The sequence below is a fragment of the Stenotrophomonas sp. AN71 genome (genome assembly GCF_050435725.1).
In the GTDB taxonomy this organism is placed as follows: Bacteria; Pseudomonadota; Gammaproteobacteria; order Xanthomonadales; family Xanthomonadaceae; genus Stenotrophomonas.
Genome location: NZ_JBNDKU010000001.1, coordinates 395,136 through 413,170, shown reverse-complemented (window position 1 = coordinate 413,170; position 18,035 = coordinate 395,136). Strand labels below are relative to the sequence as shown.

At 63.2% G+C, this 18,035-nt stretch carries 14 protein-coding genes; 7 read left to right on the top strand and 7 right to left on the bottom strand.

The genetic code is table 11. From position 1 onward, the window contains the following. Window positions 1–32: 32 nt before the first annotated feature. Window positions 33–953, bottom strand: coding sequence for a DNA-binding protein (locus tag ABH900_RS01770; protein ID WP_429620719.1), 921 nt, complete (start codon window positions 951–953; stop codon window positions 33–35). Window positions 954–1,399: 446 nt separating this feature from the next. Between ABH900_RS01770 and ABH900_RS01765 the strand changes: the two genes are divergently transcribed. After that, window positions 1,400–1,888 (top strand): hypothetical protein, encoded by a 489-nt coding sequence (locus ABH900_RS01765; protein WP_429620717.1) that lies wholly within the window; start codon window positions 1,400–1,402, stop codon window positions 1,886–1,888. A gap of 884 nt (window positions 1,889–2,772) precedes the next feature. Beyond that, window positions 2,773–3,111 (top strand): hypothetical protein, encoded by a 339-nt coding sequence (locus tag ABH900_RS01760; RefSeq protein WP_429620715.1) that lies wholly within the window; start codon window positions 2,773–2,775, stop codon window positions 3,109–3,111. Window positions 3,112–3,540: 429 nt separating this feature from the next. Here ABH900_RS01760 and ABH900_RS01755 read toward each other — a convergent pair whose 3' ends face one another. Then, a complete protein-coding gene (locus ABH900_RS01755) occupies window positions 3,541–4,434 on the bottom strand; it encodes a LysR family transcriptional regulator (RefSeq protein WP_429620713.1) in 894 nt (297 codons plus the stop codon). 97 nt (window positions 4,435–4,531) lie between these two features. Here ABH900_RS01755 and ABH900_RS01750 point away from each other — a divergent pair, with 97 nt between their 5' ends. From ABH900_RS01750 to ABH900_RS01740, 3 genes are all read left to right on the top strand, one after another. After that, window positions 4,532–5,512 carry an NAD-dependent epimerase/dehydratase family protein gene (locus ABH900_RS01750; protein ID WP_429620711.1) on the top strand — a complete coding sequence of 327 codons (981 nt, stop codon included), beginning with the start codon at window positions 4,532–4,534 and terminating at the stop codon, window positions 5,510–5,512. A gap of 438 nt (window positions 5,513–5,950) precedes the next feature. After that, window positions 5,951–6,307: a hypothetical protein gene (locus ABH900_RS01745; protein ID WP_429620709.1), complete on the top strand. Its 357-nt coding sequence runs from the start codon at window positions 5,951–5,953 to the stop codon at window positions 6,305–6,307. Between the two features lie 205 nt (window positions 6,308–6,512). Next, entirely contained in the window at window positions 6,513–6,788 is a 276-nt protein-coding gene (locus ABH900_RS01740; protein WP_429620707.1) for a hypothetical protein, read from the top strand. A 38-nt stretch (window positions 6,789–6,826) separates the two neighbouring features. On the opposite strand, the gene ABH900_RS01735 is transcribed toward ABH900_RS01740, so the two are convergent. Beyond that, window positions 6,827–8,044, bottom strand: coding sequence for an FAD-dependent oxidoreductase (locus tag ABH900_RS01735; RefSeq protein WP_429620705.1), 1,218 nt, complete (start codon window positions 8,042–8,044; stop codon window positions 6,827–6,829). A gap of 130 nt (window positions 8,045–8,174) precedes the next feature. Between ABH900_RS01735 and ABH900_RS01730 the strand changes: the two genes are divergently transcribed. Then, window positions 8,175–9,098: a LysR family transcriptional regulator gene (locus ABH900_RS01730; protein WP_429620703.1), complete on the top strand. Its 924-nt coding sequence runs from the start codon at window positions 8,175–8,177 to the stop codon at window positions 9,096–9,098. A gap of 103 nt (window positions 9,099–9,201) precedes the next feature. On the opposite strand, the gene ABH900_RS01725 is transcribed toward ABH900_RS01730, so the two are convergent. Genes ABH900_RS01725 through ABH900_RS01715 form a run of 3 tightly spaced genes read right to left on the bottom strand, consistent with a single transcriptional unit; the run spans window position 9,202 to window position 13,219 of the window. Then, window positions 9,202–11,583, bottom strand: coding sequence for a TonB-dependent siderophore receptor (locus ABH900_RS01725; protein ID WP_429620701.1), 2,382 nt, complete (start codon window positions 11,581–11,583; stop codon window positions 9,202–9,204). Between the two features lie 47 nt (window positions 11,584–11,630). Then, a complete protein-coding gene (locus tag ABH900_RS01720) occupies window positions 11,631–12,677 on the bottom strand; it encodes a FecR family protein (protein WP_429620699.1) in 1,047 nt (348 codons plus the stop codon). Next, complete coding sequence (locus tag ABH900_RS01715) at window positions 12,674–13,219, bottom strand: RNA polymerase sigma factor (protein WP_429620697.1); 546 nt, start codon at window positions 13,217–13,219, stop codon at window positions 12,674–12,676. The genes ABH900_RS01720 and ABH900_RS01715 overlap by 4 nt, the downstream gene beginning before the upstream one ends. 285 nt (window positions 13,220–13,504) lie before the next feature. On the opposite strand from ABH900_RS01715, the gene ABH900_RS01710 reads away from it, so the two are divergent. Further along, window positions 13,505–15,499: a TonB-dependent siderophore receptor gene (locus ABH900_RS01710; RefSeq protein ID WP_429620695.1), complete on the top strand. Its 1,995-nt coding sequence runs from the start codon at window positions 13,505–13,507 to the stop codon at window positions 15,497–15,499. A 100-nt stretch (window positions 15,500–15,599) separates the two neighbouring features. On the opposite strand, the gene ABH900_RS01705 is transcribed toward ABH900_RS01710, so the two are convergent. Next, window positions 15,600–17,960 (bottom strand): TonB-dependent hemoglobin/transferrin/lactoferrin family receptor, encoded by a 2,361-nt coding sequence (locus ABH900_RS01705; protein WP_429620693.1) that lies wholly within the window; start codon window positions 17,958–17,960, stop codon window positions 15,600–15,602. Window positions 17,961–18,035: the final 75 nt, after the last annotated feature.

Here is an 18,035-nt window from a genome sequence, read left to right as displayed (position 1 = left end):
GCATCTCTTCGAGAACCCCTGGGCGGTTACGCTCACGTCGACTTCGGGCTCTGCCGCCGTGCGCGCGACGTTGGGGCCGCCTCCTTCGGTGCGTTCCGCTTAAAGGCTGCCTCCAGCTGCGCCGGAAGTTCTCGCAGGCTGCTGAGTTGCTGCTCAAGGGCCTCGCATCTGCCCCGGAGAACATCAGTAGCTTGACCGGCCGAGATGGCTGCAGATTGGGCTGCATGCAGCTCCTTGCGTAGCTGCCCCTCAATTGCCCTCTGGGCTTTAGCCTGATTGTTGAGTTGAGTCTGGAGATCTTTCGCCTCCTGGCGAGATCGATCTACTTCGCTGAGCGTTCGATTCTCGACAGATCTGACGTACTCGGTCCAGTCCTCTCGCTCAGATTTCGCCGTTTCCAGCGTTTCATTAAGCCGGGCATCAAGTTGCTGTCTTGCTGCCTCAGATCGATCGGCTCTCCGAAGCTCGAGATCCCGCTGCTCCGTGAGCTCTGAGATCTGCAGGCGCAGCTGATCGACCAGCCGCTCCAGTTCTGTAGCTTGCGTACTAGCAAGGCGTTCGCCGGCGATAGCGGCGGCCCGCTCTGAGCGCATTTGACTCAGTTCATCAGCCACAACTCGTGACCTGGCATCCAGTGCATCACGTTGGGTAGCCAGTGACAGCTCAGTCTCTGCGAACTCTCGAAGAGTCGCCTCCCTAGCGTGCTTCAGCGCCAGCTCCCACCATTGCCCAGCCAGTTCCGCCAATACAGCTGGTGCGTCATCAAAGTCCGAACGCCGTGGCTGCAGGCGCGTGCCGAGCCGGTTCCACCACGTCTCCAGCCAGCGAGTGACGGTGTTCGGAGAGCCGGTCCCCAAGTGAGCCCGGATTCGCTCAACGGTTGGGCGCTCGCCCTTGGCTACCAGCTCGTCGGCGGCGGTGTGAACGTCAGATTCGGTGATGCCGCGGGCCATGCGAAGTCTCCTGTACCGGCGCCCTGCTCTACTGGTAACGTACTCGCGATAAGTGATGATTATCACCACGACACAAGCAATTCATCAGGCTCAATGGAGCGCATCAGAAGTCTAGCCCTAATGGCCGACAAAAGGGTGTGTCGCCCCTTTTCGAACAATCTCCATTTTCCCAGCATCACTCACAGGCACGAGCACGGCAGTCCCTCGCGCCTGACTCCACAGCACATAGCTGCCAGCATGGCGCCCAACCAAGTTCAGACCACTTTGCACCTGCCCATCGACACTCACCGCTACCCTGTACTTGCCACTTCCAGATGAAATTGCCCTAGCGCACTCGAAAGCCAGCCAGCTCGAAGCAAATGAGTCCTTGTGGCAGAGGTGGGTCTTGCCTAACCGCCTCCTTCCTTGGAAGATCATTCCGGTTCAATTCAAAAGGAGTAGTTGCTATGGAGGCTGGGGATTCTCTGCCGGAAGGCACGAAAGGCTTTATCAACCGATTGATCAAAGACAGCGTCAAGGTCTTTCAACTAGCGGAAGAGCCTGAGCTTAAGGACTGGGCTGAGCGAGTTCACTCCGACTTCAACAGCGAAGCAGTTCAACGCCTTTTGAGAGCAGCGCTCGAAGGATGGCTCCACGAAATCGGCGACGGCCCTCACGTAGGGGCGGGCCCGGCGGCGGGCGAACCGATAGCCTATTCCCAGCTACTACATGAATTCAAAGCGCTCTTCAGCCGCAGGCCAAGAGTGCATGTATCAGCATCTGACTCGAGTGAGTACGACGGGCTTGACCACTCATTTGATCTGGGAGAGATCGCCCTGGACAGCCTTAAAGATGCTGTCGAAAATTACCCCCATGCCAAAGCTATCATCTCTGTCATCAAAGAGTTGGTTCAGATGGCCAAGGCAATCAGTCAGCGTCTGAAGGCCGGCTGGTAGTCATAGCTCGCATGACCAATTTCACTCCTCAACTTGCGCGGCCAGAGGTCGGTGCTGTCCACGAATTGCTTCAGCATTACGAGGCAGTAGTCGCACACTTCTCTAGCTGCCCGAGGCTTGCGCAGGCCAATTCGTTTACAGGCAAATTTCCAAGTGACCTTCTGAACGTTCTAAATGACAGGGCCCAAGGAGGCATCTCTTGTTCTGTGGTTAGCCAGAATGATCGGTTTGAGCCGTTTGGCGTCCGAAATGCAACTGGCAATGTTGGGCTCGTTGTTCGACTCCGCTCGCCTCAGTCTCTGGTTGCTGTGTCTCCCATGGACTGTGGCTCGATCGAGAGAGATGGAGTTCGATGGGCCCCTCAGGCAGACCAGCCCATCGCAATTTGGGAGGTCAAAGACAGCATCGACTCTCGTCCGACAGATCGTTACAACGAGTGGGTCGTCAAGGACTACGAGATCGTTGGGCTAATTCTGCAGCCACCCCTATCAGTACATGACCTTCTGACCGAGGCAACAATTGAAGAACTCTCTACCTGCTTCGGTCACTTGAATTGGTACACACTCCAACTTGGGGGCCTGCATCGTGTGAATCATGAAGCTATAGGAGAAAGGGTCTCTATCGCCACCCTTTACCCAGCAGCTGATTCAGCTTCAAAAAGTTAGCTCGCCGCCCTTTACCGAGGGAGGGTACGGTGGCCTGGAAATGCCGCTGGGTGGCTCGCGGGATTTGATGCCATTAACGTGATGCGTCACACCAAGTCGTCGCCTCCCCATTAGCGCCCCGCCCCGCCCCACTATAGTTCCAGCCCTCACACGGACGAAGCGGCACACATGCCCTATATCGGAATCGGACTCCACGTACTGGCAGCCATCTAACTCGCGGTGTACGCCTTCCGCTCGAGCCAGAGCCTCTACTGGCTCATCCTGCCTTTCTCGTTTCTGTTGCTCGACAACGTCGTCTACTTCCTGGCGATCTACTTTCCGGAAGTCCGCCAGTCGCACGGCGCCCTGCAGCTTGTCCACTCCGTCAAGCAGCTCATGTATGCGCCGGACATTGATCCAGCGCCAGTGGTTTCCGCTCAACGACGGCCGCCTCGGCTAGCGGTAAGGCTCGAAAGTTATTTCGCCATCGGGACCGCCCTCGACGATGAACTTCCCGCCTCCTCCGCGAATACTGGAGCCCCCATAGGGAAGTGGCATGAGCTGCACAACCACTCTTGAGCCCTCCAAGTACACGATTGCCTTGTAGTTATCAATATCCGCTAAGTGCCGATCCAGCTCAGTAGTACCTCGTGCTTGTGTCTTCAGCCGCCGGCCAAAGTCCTGATAGGCCCTGGAAAAGGCGGAAATCACATCTGGACCCGAGGGCTGAGCTACGTCTGACCCAAGCGCGACAGGCGGAAATAGCGCCACTCCGAGTCCGGCCATTACAGCCAGGCCACAGCACTTTCGAATTAAGCCATTCATATTATGGGATCCCTCCGCAGCTGCATGAGTCGGCATTTCTTCCTTGACGGCGGCCTGCTTCAGCCGCTCATGGGCTTCTTTCAGTGGCCTCACCACCACTTTATAGCCTCCGCATCGGGTCGGGAACGCCCCCCCCCCTACCTTCGATAAGTCTTCCCAAACACCAACCAGCAGCATCAACACTTACAACGCCTGGATGTGATCTTCGAGGCACTCCACCAGCGCGTTGAAGACCGCCACGCATCGCCTGCTTCCACGCAGGTCGCCATGCATCGTCACCCAGGTATCCAGGGGGAACGCGAAAGCGTCACGCAGCACGCGCACCAGCGATGCATCCTTCCGCGCCACAACTTCTTGGCATATGCCGATGCCGCACCCCGCGCGGATCATGGCCAGCTGCGCCAGGTCGCTGTCACTGCGCAGCGAAAAGGCTTCGCGCCTCCACGGCGGGAACCGCGCCTGGGCGGCACGCAGGAACGGCGTTTCTTCGTCAAAACCAATCAGAGCATGATGCTCAAGGTCAGCCACGTCGAAGGGTGTTCCATGCTGCTCCAGGTAGCTGGAATGGGCGAACAGCCCAAGTTCTACGACACCGATCCGGCGCGCGAGCAGTGCCTGCTGCGTCGGGGCGGTCATGCGGATGGCAATGTCGACTTCGCGGTTGAGCAGGTCTTGGACGCGATTTGTCGGGACCAGTTCGATGCGCAGTTGCGGATGCTCGGCCCGGAGTCTGGCCAGGGCAGTTGGCACCACCTCGACACCGATGACCTCGCTGGCCGAGACGCGGACCGTTCCCCCGATGCCGTTCGCTTGGCTCGATGCCTCCCTCTCCAAGGCCGCGGCCTTGCTCTGCATCGCTTCCACAAACCCCCGCAGCGCGGCGCCGGCCTCGGTCGGCTCCAAGCCCGTCTGAGTGCGTGTGAACAGGGACTGCCCGAAGGCCGACTCAAGCGCAGAGACATGCCTTCCGACAGTCGGTTGGGTGATGCCCAGTGCCCGCGCGGCACCGGACAGGGAACCCGCGTTGAGCACCGCCAGGAGGCTGCGGTAATGGTCCCAGCCGATTCCTTTATCCATACATAAATGTATAGCAGGAGGATCAAGTTGCGCAATTCCATCGGAACCTCGCGATAAGGATCATGGCTCGCACCCTCCCCACCTCAAGCGGACCACCGTGAATACACCCTCCCCTCCCGGTAACCGTGCACTCGTTCTTGGCGCCAGCGGTGGCATCGGTGGCGAGGTCGCTCGCCGATTGCGTGATGAGGGCTGGCAGGTCAGGACGCTCAAACGCGGCCTTTCAACGCACATGGAACAGCACGACGGCATCACGTGGTTGCGTGGCGATGCCATGAGCCGCCAAGACGTGCTCGATGCTGCGGATGGCTGCCAAGTGATTGTCCACGCCGTCAATCCGCCCGGGTATCGGCAGTGGGCAGAAAAAGTACTGCCGATGGTCGATAACACGATCGCCGCAGCGACCGCGCAGCGCGCCACGATCGTCCTGCCTGGAACGGTCTACAACTTTGGGCCCGACGCCTTTCCGCTGATTGACGAGGCGGCGCCCCAACGTCCACTAACCCGGAAGGGAATGATCCGGGCCCAGATGGAACAGCGCTTGCGTGAGTCAACGGCGCACGGTGTGCGCGTCATCATCGTCCGGGCCGGCGACTTTTTCGGCCCGCGTGCGGGCAACAGCTGGTTCTCGCAGGGACTGGTGAAGCCGGGTCAGGCGGTTTCAGCCATCCAGTACCCAGGCAGGAAAGGTATCGGCCACCAGTGGGCCTACCTGCCCGACGTGGCGGCCACCATGGCCGCGTTGATTCATGTGCGCGACCGGCTAGAGCCCTTCGCTCGGCTCCATATGGACGGTCATTGGGACGCGGACGGCACGCAGATGATCACAGCGATACGCCAGATCGCGCGCCGGCACGGACGGGAGGCGAAAGTGTCGGCGTTCCCTTGGTGGCTGACCGCGATTCTGGGTCCGTTCGTCCCCACGCTGCGCGAACTCAGGGAGATGCGATATCTCTGGGACTATCCGGTCCGCCTGGACTCCGCCCACCTCCGTGATGTACTTGGGGAGGAACCGCATACGCCGCTTGAAGCAGCGGTGGATGCGACTCTGAAGGGACTTGGGTGCCTCAGATCGTAGGCCCTGTCGCATCCGCCCTGCCCTTGGCGCTACCAACCAGGTGGCAACAGGAAACAGGCCTGAGTCACTAATACCGGCGATAGCCTTGCACCTCAATGCTCCCGCCCCGTCGCGCCCTATGCAACGATTCTGAAAATGTTGAAAGTAGTGTCGGTATCAGCCCTACTCCATTGGCATCGCGCACAACCGGGCGTATTCCTTCCCGTGCCACCGAAAACGGGTGGTCGGGACTTCGAAACCCCGGTTCTACGCTGAAGTAAGCGCTTGCCAGTCGGCATCACTCCCTGAGTGATGTCGGCTGGCAACCGTCGGCCGACTATGGCGGGCGGTGCGTGGGGGACTTGTGCCCGCCGGTTTAGCGTAGACCGGGTTTCGAACCACGCACCGTCCGCCACCTTTATCGGTGGCGGCTTCTGCCTGCACGCAAGGAGCCCAGCCATGACCCAGCCCCACTCCCCTGCCCCCCAGCCGATCCACGACGCGCCCGCAAACGGTCCTGCGCTGGATCCAAACACGCTCATCGCCCTGCTGCACAGCATTGGCTCGGGCGCCGCCTCTGATGGCCAGCCCTGGCCAGAGCGCCATCAGATGCCGGGCCGGCGGATCGCCTTGGCGGATACCGACTGCTCGCTGGCCGGCCTTCGCGTGGTGCTGGAGATCCTGCTGGCCGCACAGCGCGCCCGCGAGAACGGCGAGCTGGAGCAATACGTCGGCCCCCGGGTGATGGAGGGCCTGATCATGGCCGCGTTGGGTCTCGCCGCGCACGCAAGTACGCGAGTGCGTCCGGACGGTTGAGTGGCGTGGCGCCGCTGGGCGGCCACGGTGCTGTGCCTGGTAGCGGTGGTGGCGGCACAGGCGCAGTGGCCGGCACCGCCGATGCCTTCGTCTATCGGGTTCCAAAGCATCAACGACGATCGCTTCTTGCAGCTGCGCCGCCAAGCGATGCAGTTCGTGGAAGCTCGGCCACGGCAGGGCTTTCAGTTCGTCGAACGGCATCAAGATGCCGGATTCCGGATTCCGGATTCACTGCAAAGGCGTTCCGGTGCTGTGGCTGGAGAGGCGCTCGCAGTATCTGCTGTTGCAGGCCTCTTTGGATGCAGGGAGGCGGGCGCCCGCTGTTGTGCAGTTGCGGGCGCTCCTTCAGTGGCAGCTGGAGCCCATGGAGCATCTGGAACAGGTGCTGGCGGGTGTGCCAGAGCCTGTTGTGATGGATCGGGTGCTGTTTGCGATTGTCGGTGATGTAGCTGGCGATGCACGGTGTGGTGGTTGGCAGTAGTCGAGCAAGCTCGACTCTACAAAGGCATTGCGGCGGTTTCATAGGCGATACATGCTGCCCACGCTATTCGGCGCCGCCCTTTCAATGCGCTCGGCCATCGGCAAACCCTGCGACCAACCTGCCGCCATCGCCAACGCATCACGCACTGGATCGGACGCTTTGGCGCGCTCATTGCGGATACGGCAGGTTTCGGGGTCTGTGGCGAAGAGGCCGCGCGCGAACATCCGGCCCTGCTCTGCCAGCTTCGTGGTCTTGGGTCCGCGCACGGCGGCAAAGCGCAGCAATCTTTCGTCCAGTTCGCCATCGGCCCCCGCCAGGCATCGCGCCAGGTGCCACGCATCTTCCAGCGCCTGGCAGGCGCCCTGGCCGGAGGTCGGTAGCGGTGCGTGCGCCGCATCGCCGACCAGCAGCACGTTTGCGCGGCGCCATGTAGGCAACGGCTCCAGGTCGTGCACGGCAATCCGCTGGACGGAGTGCACCGGCGTTGCATCGATGAGGCGAGCAACAGGCTCGGGCCATCCTGAGAACAGATCCCTCACCTCGTTGTGCATTTCGGCCGCGGGCGCCGCCGCTGGCAATGGGCGTGCCTGGGCAGCGGCCCAGTACACCAGATCTTTTCGGATCGCCACGCAGCCGAAACGATCACCGGAACCCCAGTAGTCCTGGATTCCGACCGCGCTCACCAATGCCCCCTTGCCCTGCGCAACCCCGATCCAGTTCACGAAACCCTGGTAGACGGGCGTGTTGTCCCCTGCCACGAACCTGCGCGCCACCGAGTCCATGCGCCCATCCGCACCCACAAGCAGATCTGGACGGATGCTCTGCCCGTTATCGAACCGCGCCACGGCGTTGCCGCTGGCATCCAGCTCGATCGCTACCGCGCGGTGCCCGAACTGCACCGGAATTCCCGCTCGCGTCACATGGTCCAGCAGGACCATCTGCAGGTCCCGGCGCAGGATCGTATGGGTCGGGTATCCCATGATCTGGTCCAGCAGCGTGATATCCAGGCCACCCAGCGACTCACCCGCCGCGTCCATGCGGCGTACCGACATGGGCCGGCCACCGGCTGCACCGACGTCCTCCAGCAATCCTAGTTCCTGCAGCACGAAGCCCGCGTTCGGCCAGAGTGTCACGCCCGCTCCCATGACCGATGGCGCGGCGCGACGTTCATACACGCGGCAGCGGTGCCCCTGCTTGTGCAGGGCAAGTGCCACGCTGAGGCCTGCGATCCCGCCACCCAGTATTCCGATATCCACTCTGATGCTGCCTTTTCAGTGCGCCCGGACACGCCACTGCAGGGCATCCATGGGACGGGAGTGCAGTCTGGACTCTGCCAATGCGGCCCACTAGCATGCAAAAGTGAGAGATATTCGTACCTGTAGCGGGATGATTGTGCGCAGCGCCATCGACCTGAACACCGTCCGTGTCTTCGTGGCCGTCGTGGACGAGCAGAGCTTTGCCGGTGCAGCGCGCCTGCTGGCCCTGCCCTCTTCCAACGTCAGCCGCCACGTCGCTTCATTGGAGCGCAGGCTGGGCGTTCGGCTGCTGGAACGCAGCACCCGCCACCTGCGCATGACCGAAGCCGGGAGGCTGATGTACGCGCGCGCCAAGCCGTTGCTCGATGCCCTGCTCTCCACGGAGGAGGAACTCGGCGCGGTGCAACGCGAGTTGAAGGGGCTGCTGAGGATGAGCATGCCAAACGAAGCGCCGAGGCTGCTCGCCCCCATCCTCGCCGAATTCTGCAGTCTCCATCCCGGCATCGAACTGGAGTGCGACACACGCCTGACCGGCCCGGAAGTGTTGCGCGAAGACATGGATCTTTCCCTGTTCTTCCACCGCGGGCCGCAGGAGGACAGTGCGTTCATCACCCGCGTACTGGCGACATTGCCCAGCATCGTGGTCGCCGCACCGGCGTTGCTGGCCAGGACCGGGGTGCCGCGCCAGGTGCGCGAACTCAAGTCCTTGCCCTGCATTACCACTGTCAGTGCACTAAAGGGACAGCCCTGGCAGTTTCTCGACGCCGAGGGGAACATCGTCAAGGTGCCGGTGCGCAGCCGCTATCGGGTCAACAGCGGCGAGCTTGCAGTTGCGGGGGCGCGCCAGGGCCTCGGCTTCGCCATCGTTGCAGCCTACCCGTGCCGGGAAGATCTCGACGCGGGCCGGTTGCAAAAAGTGCAGCTGGATCTGGATCCTGCGCCGCTGCAACTGCTGGGCGCCTACAGCCACCGCCATTCGGTCACCGCGCGGGTTCGGGCGTTGTTGGAATTCATCCAGGCCCGGCTGCAGGGGATTGGAAATGCTTCAGCGTAGTGCCGGAACCGCAACAGCCCCAGTCCTCAGCGAAACCATTCAATTACCCAATGCCCCTTCAGGGAACGGGTGCCCTTCAATCAGGGCACCCACCCAGACCAACTCAGAAGAACAGCGTCGCCGACACCACATAGGTCCTCGGCACTGCCGCCGAGACCGCTCCCCACGAGGTCACCCCGGCCCAGTAGGCCTTGTTCGTGGCGTTCTGCACCGTCGCCCTGAGGGTGACGTCGTGCTTCGGCAGCCGCAGCGCGTAGCGGGCGCCCACATCAAGGCGGACGGCGGCCGGAATGCTGATCGTGTTCAACTGGTTCACGTACAGCTTGCCCGTGTAGCTGACATCGGCCAGCAGGGTAAGGTCAGGCACGAAGCCTGGATCCCATTCCACCCCGACATTTCCGGTCAGCTCGGCCACACCAATCGGGCGCTTTCCGGCCAGGCCCGGCACGGCTGACGAAGTGAACTCCGCATCGATCCAGGTGACGCCGCCCAGCAGCCTCAGGTTCGGGCGCGCCTCACCGTAGGCGTAGATCTCCGCGCCGCGGTTGCGTTGTTCCGCATTGACCGAGAAGAAGCCGTTGCTCACGCCACCAGAGGGCTTCTCGATCTGGAACAGCGACCCGGTCAGCATGAAGGTGCCCAGGTCGAACTTGCTGCCGATCTCGATCTGCTTGCTCTTGTACGGCGCAAGCACTTCGCCGTAGTTGAACGCTGAAGGGGGTGCGATGTCACCCTTGCTGATGCCCTCGATGTAGTTGGCGTAGAGGGAGACGTTCTTCTCGGGGTGGTACACGATGCCCAGGGCCGGCGTGGTCACGCTCTGGGAGTACCGGCTGCTGGTGCCGCCGGAGAGCGGATTGAAGTTGGTGGACTCGATCTTCTGCCTGCGCAGCCCGAGGGAGATCTGCAGCGCCTCGTCCATCATGGTCACCGTGTCGACCAGCGCAGCACTCTGGTTCTTGTTGTCGCTGATTCTGGGAACGGTAGAGGGGCGGCCGATCGCCTGTGCAGGATGGTCCACCGGATGGAAGATGTTGGAGGCTACCGACGAGCCCGGATTCAGTGCCCGGTTGAACTGTTCACTGTACGAGCTCAGCTGGAGGGTGACCGAGTGACGTACCGGGCCCGTCTCGAACTTGCTGCGCAGGCCGCCATCGACCGTCTTTCTGTCTACCTGGAAAATCGCGTACGTCGGGGTTATCAGTGTGTCGCCGGCGGCACTGACGAGACGGGGGGCGGAGTCATAGATCCGTGACACGTCCGAGTCCGAGGTGCCGGCATTGGCAAACACCGAGAGGTGATTGTTGATGTCGTACTCGGTGCGAAGCAGGACGGAGCGCTCCTTGTTCTTCGACCACTCCCAGGGTTGCGTCACGTTACGCTTGCCCGATGGGGCGGACGGCATCTCGAAGCCGGCACCGGGCATGACCGGGCGACTGGGCGCATCGATGGACTCATGTTGTGACAGTAGATCCAGCGTCGCGCGGAAGGTGTCTCCCTCGTAGTCCAGCGCGACGGCGCCGACGTTGCCTTCGACGGACTGCTTGTCCACGGCCGTATCACCATTGTAGTAGGCGCCGTTGATGCGGATCCCGAACTGCCTGCTCGATCCGAATCGCTTGGCGTAGTCGATGTGGCCCTTCGCCTGGCTGTCGCTGGTGTAAGTGGTGGTGATGCTGGCAACGTCGTCCAGTGCCCGCTTGGGCGCAATGTTGATCACGCCGCCCACCGAGCCGTTGGGCGACATGCCGAACAGGAGTGCGCCCGGTCCTTTGACCACCTCGATGCGTTCGACGTACTCGGTCCTGACGCGATAGTTGGGAGCCACGCCGTAGATGCCATCAAAGGCGATCTCGCCGGCGTTCCCCTCCCAGATGGGGAAGCCGCGAATGTAGAGATTGTCGACATTGCCGCCCGGCATCACGGTGTAGCGGACAGAAGGATCCCGGTTCACCGCTTCGGCGATCGTATTCGACTGCTGGTTCTGGATGGACTCGGCCGTGTAGCTGGTGGTGCTGAAAGGCGCGTTCATCAGATCGGTATTGCCCAGAACACCGAGCCGGACGCCCTTCGCCACCTGCCCACCGGCATAGGCCTTTGCCAGCAGGTTCACGGACTGGTCGCCCGCGGTGACGGTGAGCGTATCCAGGGTGGATACCTGCTGGGCGGGAACCAGCGTGTAGACCCGCGGCCCGGTGGCCCTGGCTTCCAGCCCGGTGCCCAGCAGCATCTGACGCAGCGCTTCGCGTGGCAGCATCCGACCCTTGACGGCACTCGCGGTCTTCCCGGAAATCAGGCGCTCATCGAAGAGCAGTTGCGTGCCCGAGGTTGCCGAGAACTGGGCCAGCGCCTCGGAAAGTGCCTGCGACGGCAGGGAGACGCTGATCGGGCTGGCAACTTCCTGGGCAACGGCGGCGCCCGAGAGAGCGGCGAGTACCGCGATCAGCAACGTGCGCGGAGCCAGGGTGACGCGTTGATTTTTCATGCAGATGCCTGAGCAATGGAGGAAATCGATGGCCGCTGTGGACCCACCTACTTCCTTGAGAGGGGATTTGCGGCAGGGAGTGAACCCTGCTTCTGCGAAATCACCGAGATGTTTCCATTGCTGTCCCGGATGACCCGGACCGGCACCAGGCTGGGCAGCGCATCAATGAACGCCGCTGGGTCACGGATGCTGGCGAAACCCGAGACCGGAACCGCGGAGACGTCTGCATCCACCGTGACGCGCTTTCCTGGCATGTATCCCGCAAGCTCCTCCGTGACATCTGCCAGCGGCACGGCCCGGAAGCGGAGTTGCCCGCTTCGCCAGGCGGCTACAGCACTCCCGGCAACCACCTGGGCGTGGGTATCGCCCGTGGCCCGGCCCACACTCAGCCCCTGGCCGGCGGTGAGGGTCGCCAAGGGTTTGTCACGCAGCGCGCTGTCCTGCACCGCAACGGTGCCCTGGCGCACCGAGACGAAGACTCTGGAGTGAGCCTGCCGGACATTGAACTCCGTACCGACCACTCGAACCCTGACGCGGTCGGCGTCGACGAAGAACGGACGGCCAGGATCGTGGGCGACCTGGAAGAGCGCCTCGCCGCTGACCAGGGTTACCGCGCGTATCTCCGGCCTCTGTTCCACACGAACGCTGCTGTGCTGGTTCAACTCGATGATGGAGCCGTCTGGCAGTGCGACCCGCTCGGGCGTGCCCGCCGTCGTCACCACCGTTCGGAAGACGTGCTCATCCTGCGCGGGCTGCCTGTACCAGAACGCGGCGCTGAGACAGACAGTGGCCACACAGGCAGCCGCCGCCAGGCGGACCACCGAGCGCACGCGCTGCCGACGCGCCCGGGCCTTTTTCGCAGCCACGACTCTGGAATGGATGGCCGAGGGTGAGATTTCTGCGGCACGTTGCCATGTCGCGACAACGGCATCGAAAGCAGCTCGATTCCCGGGTGCTTGCTTCAGCCACGCCTGGAACTCGGCTTCATCGGCGTCCGACCACGCACTGCTGTCGCTGCGCCGACTCCACCACAGCGCTGCGCTCGTCGCCGCGTGGACGTCTGTTGGGCGGGGCTCTTTGTTCCGAGTGTTCATGAGCGATCGAGCCTGGCCGCTGCCAGCGTGGCATCGGGGAACTGGATTCTAAGCTGGCAGTACGCGAGCGCATTGGCGATGTGCTTGGCCACCATGCGCCTGGAAATGCCCATCTCCGCTGCGATTTCGTCGTAGCTCTGATGGTCGAAGCGGTGCCGCATGAACGCATGGCGCTGGCGAGGAGGCAACTCTGCGATGGCATCGGCAAGACGATCCAGTGCCTGGTGGCTTGCCGCGTTGGCCAACGGACATGTCCCCTCGCTGGCGATGTTCTCTGCGGCGTCCTGCGGGCTGGACGCCGCGCGCTCCTGGCGCAGGCGCCGGTGCCGGGGCTCCTGCTCTGCGTTCAGAGCAATCCTGGCCAGATAGGATCTGGGGCTTTCCGGGCGCGTGGACGCGGGGCTTTCCGCCCATCGGGTGTAGGCCTCCTGCACGAGATCTTCCGCGTCTGCAGCGTTGCCCAGCCGTCGATGCAGCCAGCGTAGAAGCGGTTGCCTCCAAGTGGCATAGGCGTGCGAGAGGATGTCATCCCAGGTCGCCATCGCTAAGCCATTGCTCCACTGCGCCCGTAATGCGAATGAGTAGCAATACTATCAGCTATCAATCAAATGAATAGGCACAAATGGACGCTAAAGATGCGAATGATTAGTATCCGCGACACTACCACCTTCCGCCTGCCCCGCAGAGCACCGATCATGCCCGCCGCCAAATCTTCACCCCCTGCCCTCGCAATCCTGCCCCTGGCGCTGGTCATCGGCGGCCTGATCACAGGTCATGCAAGCGCCCAGAGCGCTGCTTCCAGTGCAGTTGATCTGGACACGGTTCGGGTGACCGCTCCGATCGCTACCGAAAGCGGCAGCGCGACCAAGACCGATACGCCGCTGCGCGATATTCCGCAGTCGATCTCGGTGATCACCGACCGGCAGATGCGCGACCGTGGCATCCATGGCGTTGAAGAGGCCGTGTGGTACACCGCCGGTGCCCAGGGTGGCCAGTATGGCGAGGACACCCGCAGCGACTGGCTGCTGGTGCGCGGCTTCAAGCCGGCGCGCTACCTCGATGGCCTGGCCACAGTGGAAGGCACCTGGACCGGCGAATCGCGCCTGGAGCCGTATGGGTTGGAGCGCATTGACGTATTGAAGGGCCCGGCCTCGGTCAACTACGGCGCGATGCCGCCAGGTGGCCTCGTCAACTTCGTCAGCAAGCGGCCGCACGCCAATCCCTTGCAGGAAGTGGAGCTGCAGGTCGGCAGCTACGGCCTGAAGCAGGCCGCCTTCGACATCGGCGGTGCACTCAATGACAGCGGCAGCGTTCTGTACCGGCTGGTCGGCCTGGCCCGCAACAGCGACAACGTGATCGACCAGGTTCATGACGACCGCTATTACATCGCCCCGTCGCTGACCTGGACGCCAGACGATGCCAACTCGCTGACCGTGCTGGCCCGCTACCAGAAGAACGACACGGTCGAAACCGGGGGCTTCCTGCCCTACCAGGGCACGGTGGTGCCCGGTGCCAACGGTCGCTACATCTCCCGCCATTTCTTCAGCGGCGAGCCGGGCGTGAACGACTACACCAAGGAAAGCGCTTCGCTGGGCTATGAGTTCCGCCATGATTTCGGCGATGGCACCGTGTTCAACCAGAACGTGCGCTACAGCTGGGCCGAAGTGGACGCCAGCCGCGGCAGCCTGGGTCTGTTCGGCCTGGCCTCGCCGGACAGCACCGAGCTGGTGCGTTACTACTACCCACGCTTGGACAAATCCGAAAGCGTGGCCATCGACAACAACCTGACCTTCCGCTTCCGCACCGGCCGAGCCGAACACACCGTGCTGGCGGGGCTGGACTACCGCCGCGCACGCGATGACTACGCCTCGGCGTTCCTGTTCGGCGCGCCCGGCATCGATGCCTACAATCCGGTGTACGGGGCGGCCGTGCAGGTGCCTGGCTACACCTCGCGCCAGGTGCAGACGCAGAGCACGCTGGGCTTGTACCTGCAGGACCAGATCCGCATCGACCGCTGGCTGGTGACCCTCGCCGGCCGCCAGGACTGGGTCGGCACCAATACCGAACAGCGCATCGGCAGCCCCAGCCGTGCCCACCAGAGCGATGACCGCTTCTCTGGCCGGGTGGGCGTGAACTATCTGTTCGACAACGGCGTGAGCCCCTACGTGAGCTGGTCGCAGTCGTTCCAGACCACCATCGGCACCGACTTCGCGGGACGTGCGTTCGTGCCGACCACCGGCGAGCAGTTCGAAGCCGGCGTGAAGTACCAGCCCGAGGGTGGGCGCCTGCTGCTGACCGCAGCGGCCTACCAGATCGAGCAGGACAACACGCTTACCGTCGACCCGCAGCACACGCTGTTCTCGATCCAGCAGGGCCAGACCCGCGTGCGCGGCGCCGAGCTGGAAGGCCGCTGGAACATCGGCCAGGGCCTGAGCATTTACGGCAGCTACACCCGCCTCGATGCGAAGGTCCGGCGCAGCACCGATGCTGCTTCGGTGGGCAAGCGGGTTGCGCTGGTACCGAAGGACAGCGCCTCGCTCGGCGCCGACTACACCTTCACTGCCGGCGCGCTGAGCGGGTTCGGCTTCGGTGCGGGCGTGCGCTACAACGGCGGCATCTACGGTGATGTCTACAACGACTGGTACACGCCGTCCTTCACCTTGATCGATGCCAGCGTGCACTACGACCGCGGACCGTGGCGCTTGCAGGTGAATGCTGCCAATGCCACCGACAAGAAGTACGTGTCGGCGTGCAACAGCGCGACCTGGTGCTACTACGGCTACCCGCGCATCGTCACCGCCAGCCTGCGGTACCAGTGGTGAATTCCGCTGCCCCGGGCGGCTGTGCCCGGGGCGCTGAGGGCGGACGTCCGCCTGCACCAACGGGCCGCAGGCGCTCGGCGCCCACGGCCCTTTCGACGGTTCACATGAAGTCGTAGCTGAGAGTGAAGCGGACATTGCGTCCCGGCTGCGACCAGCGACCGATGCCCTCCGGGCTGGTTGCGCCCTGGAAGATCGCGGTACCGGCGCCAGCGGTCCGCACACGGTTCCACAGGTAGTACTCCTTGTTGAACACGTTGTAGACGCCCGCCGTCAGGTTGATCCGGGGAGTGATGGCGTAGCTGCCGAACACGTCCAGCAGCGTGTATTCACGGGCCTTGTAGGCGTAGACCGGCACCACTTCAACGCCATAGCTGCCGTTGGTGATGCTCTTGCCGTAATCCGACGGATCCTTGCGCTGCTGGTGGGTGATGTTGGCGGTGACGCTCCAGCGCCGCGAGGGTGCGTTGTAGGTCAGGCCGCCCACGGCCTTGGCCGGGATGATGCTGGCCAGCGGCTGACCATCGTTGTCGGTGCCCTCGTTGTACGAGTAGGCCACGCGGGCCAACCAGTTGTCGGCCATCAGCCACATGCCTTCGGCTTCCACGCCCTTCACTTCCACTTCGCCGCGGTTGATCGGCATGGTGTAGGTGTAGCCGTTGCTGACAACGCCCCGGTTGTTGCGGTACCGGGTGCCTTCGTCGGCCACGTACTGCGCGGTGTCGATGAAGTTGCTGTACTTGTCACGGAACATCGAGACGCCCAGGCGCAGGCGGTCGCTCTGGAAGCGCCAGCCCAGTTCCAGATTGAGGCTGCGCTCGGCATCCAGGTCCGGGTTGCTCCTGCCGTCGGGCACAGTGACGGTGGCACCGTCGGACACGCGGGTGATCTCGGTGGTGGACGAGCTGCCATACATGTCATTCACGCCGGGTGCGCGGAAACCGCGGCCGCCCTGCATCCACAGCGACTGGGTGTCGGTGAACTTGAATTCGGCGCCCAGATTCCAGGTCGGCGAGGAGAACTTCGACACGCCAACGCTGCCGGCGCCGCCCTTGTAACCGGACTGGCCGTTGCCGCCGGCCGAGGTTTGCGGGGTGTACTTGTAGCTGTCGTAGCGCAGGCCACCGGTCAGGCTGAGACGGTCATCGAGCAGGCGCACGCGGTCACGCACGTAGGCGGTCAGATCGGTTTCGCGGGTGTCCGGCCACAGCGACGGGTCGGTTTCGCGGGTGAACAGGGTGCCGGTGTTGCCCCAGCGCGAGTCAACCGAGTTCCAGTGGATCTTTGCCTGCTGCCAGGCCGCGCCGTACACGATGTCATGGCGCAGGCCGGCGGCCTCGACGCTCTTGTCGAAATCCAGGGCAACGCGATTGCGCTTCTGCGTGTCCCAGCGGTTCTCCTGGCGCGAGCACAGCGCCGTGGCCGAGCATCGGGTGCCATAGGTCGCGGCCGTTCCGTTGGCCACCAGCACGTTGGTCTGGCCCTGGATGTAGTTCTTCTGATGGTCGGCGGTGGCTTCCATGCTGTCGAACAGTGCATTGCCGGCGCGCAAGGTGTACTTCAGGCCGTAGCGATCGCGGTCGCTGCGATCTTCGGCGCTGCGGAAGAAGTACGAACCCGTGCCGTCGCTGCGGGTCCAGTTGTCGACATCGTTGGTGGCGCGGGCCCGCTCGTAGACCACACCCAGGGTCTGGGTGTCGGTGGCCAGGAAGTTGACCTTGAACAGCAGGTTGTCGCTCTCGCGGTCGACCGGATCGGGCGTGCGGCGGCCCGGGCCGAGGCGGTTGAGGGTGGTGTCGTACCAGGATTCGGTCTCGTGGCCCTTCCGCTGGGTGTAGACCAGCAGCGATTCGAAGCGACCGGTGCGGTTGGCCAGGGTCAGCGAGCCCATGTTCTCATCGTTGGAGCCGGTGTAGCCGTACTTCACCGAACCGAAGCTGTCGTTGCCGCTGGCCTTGAGGAAGTCGGCCGGGTCCTTGGTGGTGAACATCACCGCGCCACTGAGCGCACCGCTGCCGGCGGTGATCGCATCGGCACCCTTGATGATCTCCACCGTCTTGACCGCTTCCAGGTCGACGCTGCCACGGCCGGAACGGAAGAACTCATACGGCTGGTAGCTGCCCGGGTCCATGCTCTGCGGGAAGCTGAGGCCATCGAGCGTGATGGAAACGCGGTCGGCTTCCAGGCCACGGATGTTGAAGCCGTTGAAGCCGGCACGGCCCAGGTCGACCATTTCGACGCCCGGCACGTAGCGGATGGCGTCTTCCATGCTCTGCGCACCTTGCTGCCGCAGGTTCTTGGCAGAGAGCGTGGTGACGTTCTGGTTGTCGGACTTCTTGCGCGTCTCGGTCACCTGGATGGTGTCCAGGGTGCTGTCCGCTTCAAGTGCGGCCGCGCGCGTGAGTGTTGGCAGGGCCAGGCTGGTGCCAATGGCCAGGGCCAGCAGTGAGGGTTTCAATTTCATCGGAGACTCCGCAGTGGTGGAAGGTGGTGTCGCCGCGGGTGGGTGGTTGCCCGGGGCGTTCCTGGCTGCGGAGCG

What these genes read in the sequence shown, in the direction of transcription:
- ABH900_RS01770 (WP_429620719.1), bottom strand. Translation starts at nt 953, where the DNA reads ATGGCCCGCGGCATCACCGAATCTGACGTTCACACCGCCGCCGACGAG.
- ABH900_RS01765 (WP_429620717.1), top strand. Translation starts at nt 1,400, where the DNA reads ATGGAGGCTGGGGATTCTCTGCCGGAAGGCACGAAAGGCTTTATCAAC.
- ABH900_RS01755 (WP_429620713.1), bottom strand. Translation starts at nt 4,434, where the DNA reads ATGGATAAAGGAATCGGCTGGGACCATTACCGCAGCCTCCTGGCGGTG.
- ABH900_RS01745 (WP_429620709.1), top strand. Translation starts at nt 5,951, where the DNA reads ATGACCCAGCCCCACTCCCCTGCCCCCCAGCCGATCCACGACGCGCCC.
- ABH900_RS01740 (WP_429620707.1), top strand. Translation starts at nt 6,513, where the DNA reads ATGCCGGATTCCGGATTCCGGATTCACTGCAAAGGCGTTCCGGTGCTG.
- ABH900_RS01730 (WP_429620703.1), top strand. Translation starts at nt 8,175, where the DNA reads ATGATTGTGCGCAGCGCCATCGACCTGAACACCGTCCGTGTCTTCGTG.
- ABH900_RS01725 (WP_429620701.1), bottom strand. Translation starts at nt 11,583, where the DNA reads ATGAAAAATCAACGCGTCACCCTGGCTCCGCGCACGTTGCTGATCGCG.
- ABH900_RS01720 (WP_429620699.1), bottom strand. Translation starts at nt 12,677, where the DNA reads ATGAACACTCGGAACAAAGAGCCCCGCCCAACAGACGTCCACGCGGCG.
- ABH900_RS01715 (WP_429620697.1), bottom strand. Translation starts at nt 13,219, where the DNA reads ATGGCGACCTGGGATGACATCCTCTCGCACGCCTATGCCACTTGGAGG.
- ABH900_RS01705 (WP_429620693.1), bottom strand. Translation starts at nt 17,960, where the DNA reads ATGAAATTGAAACCCTCACTGCTGGCCCTGGCCATTGGCACCAGCCTG.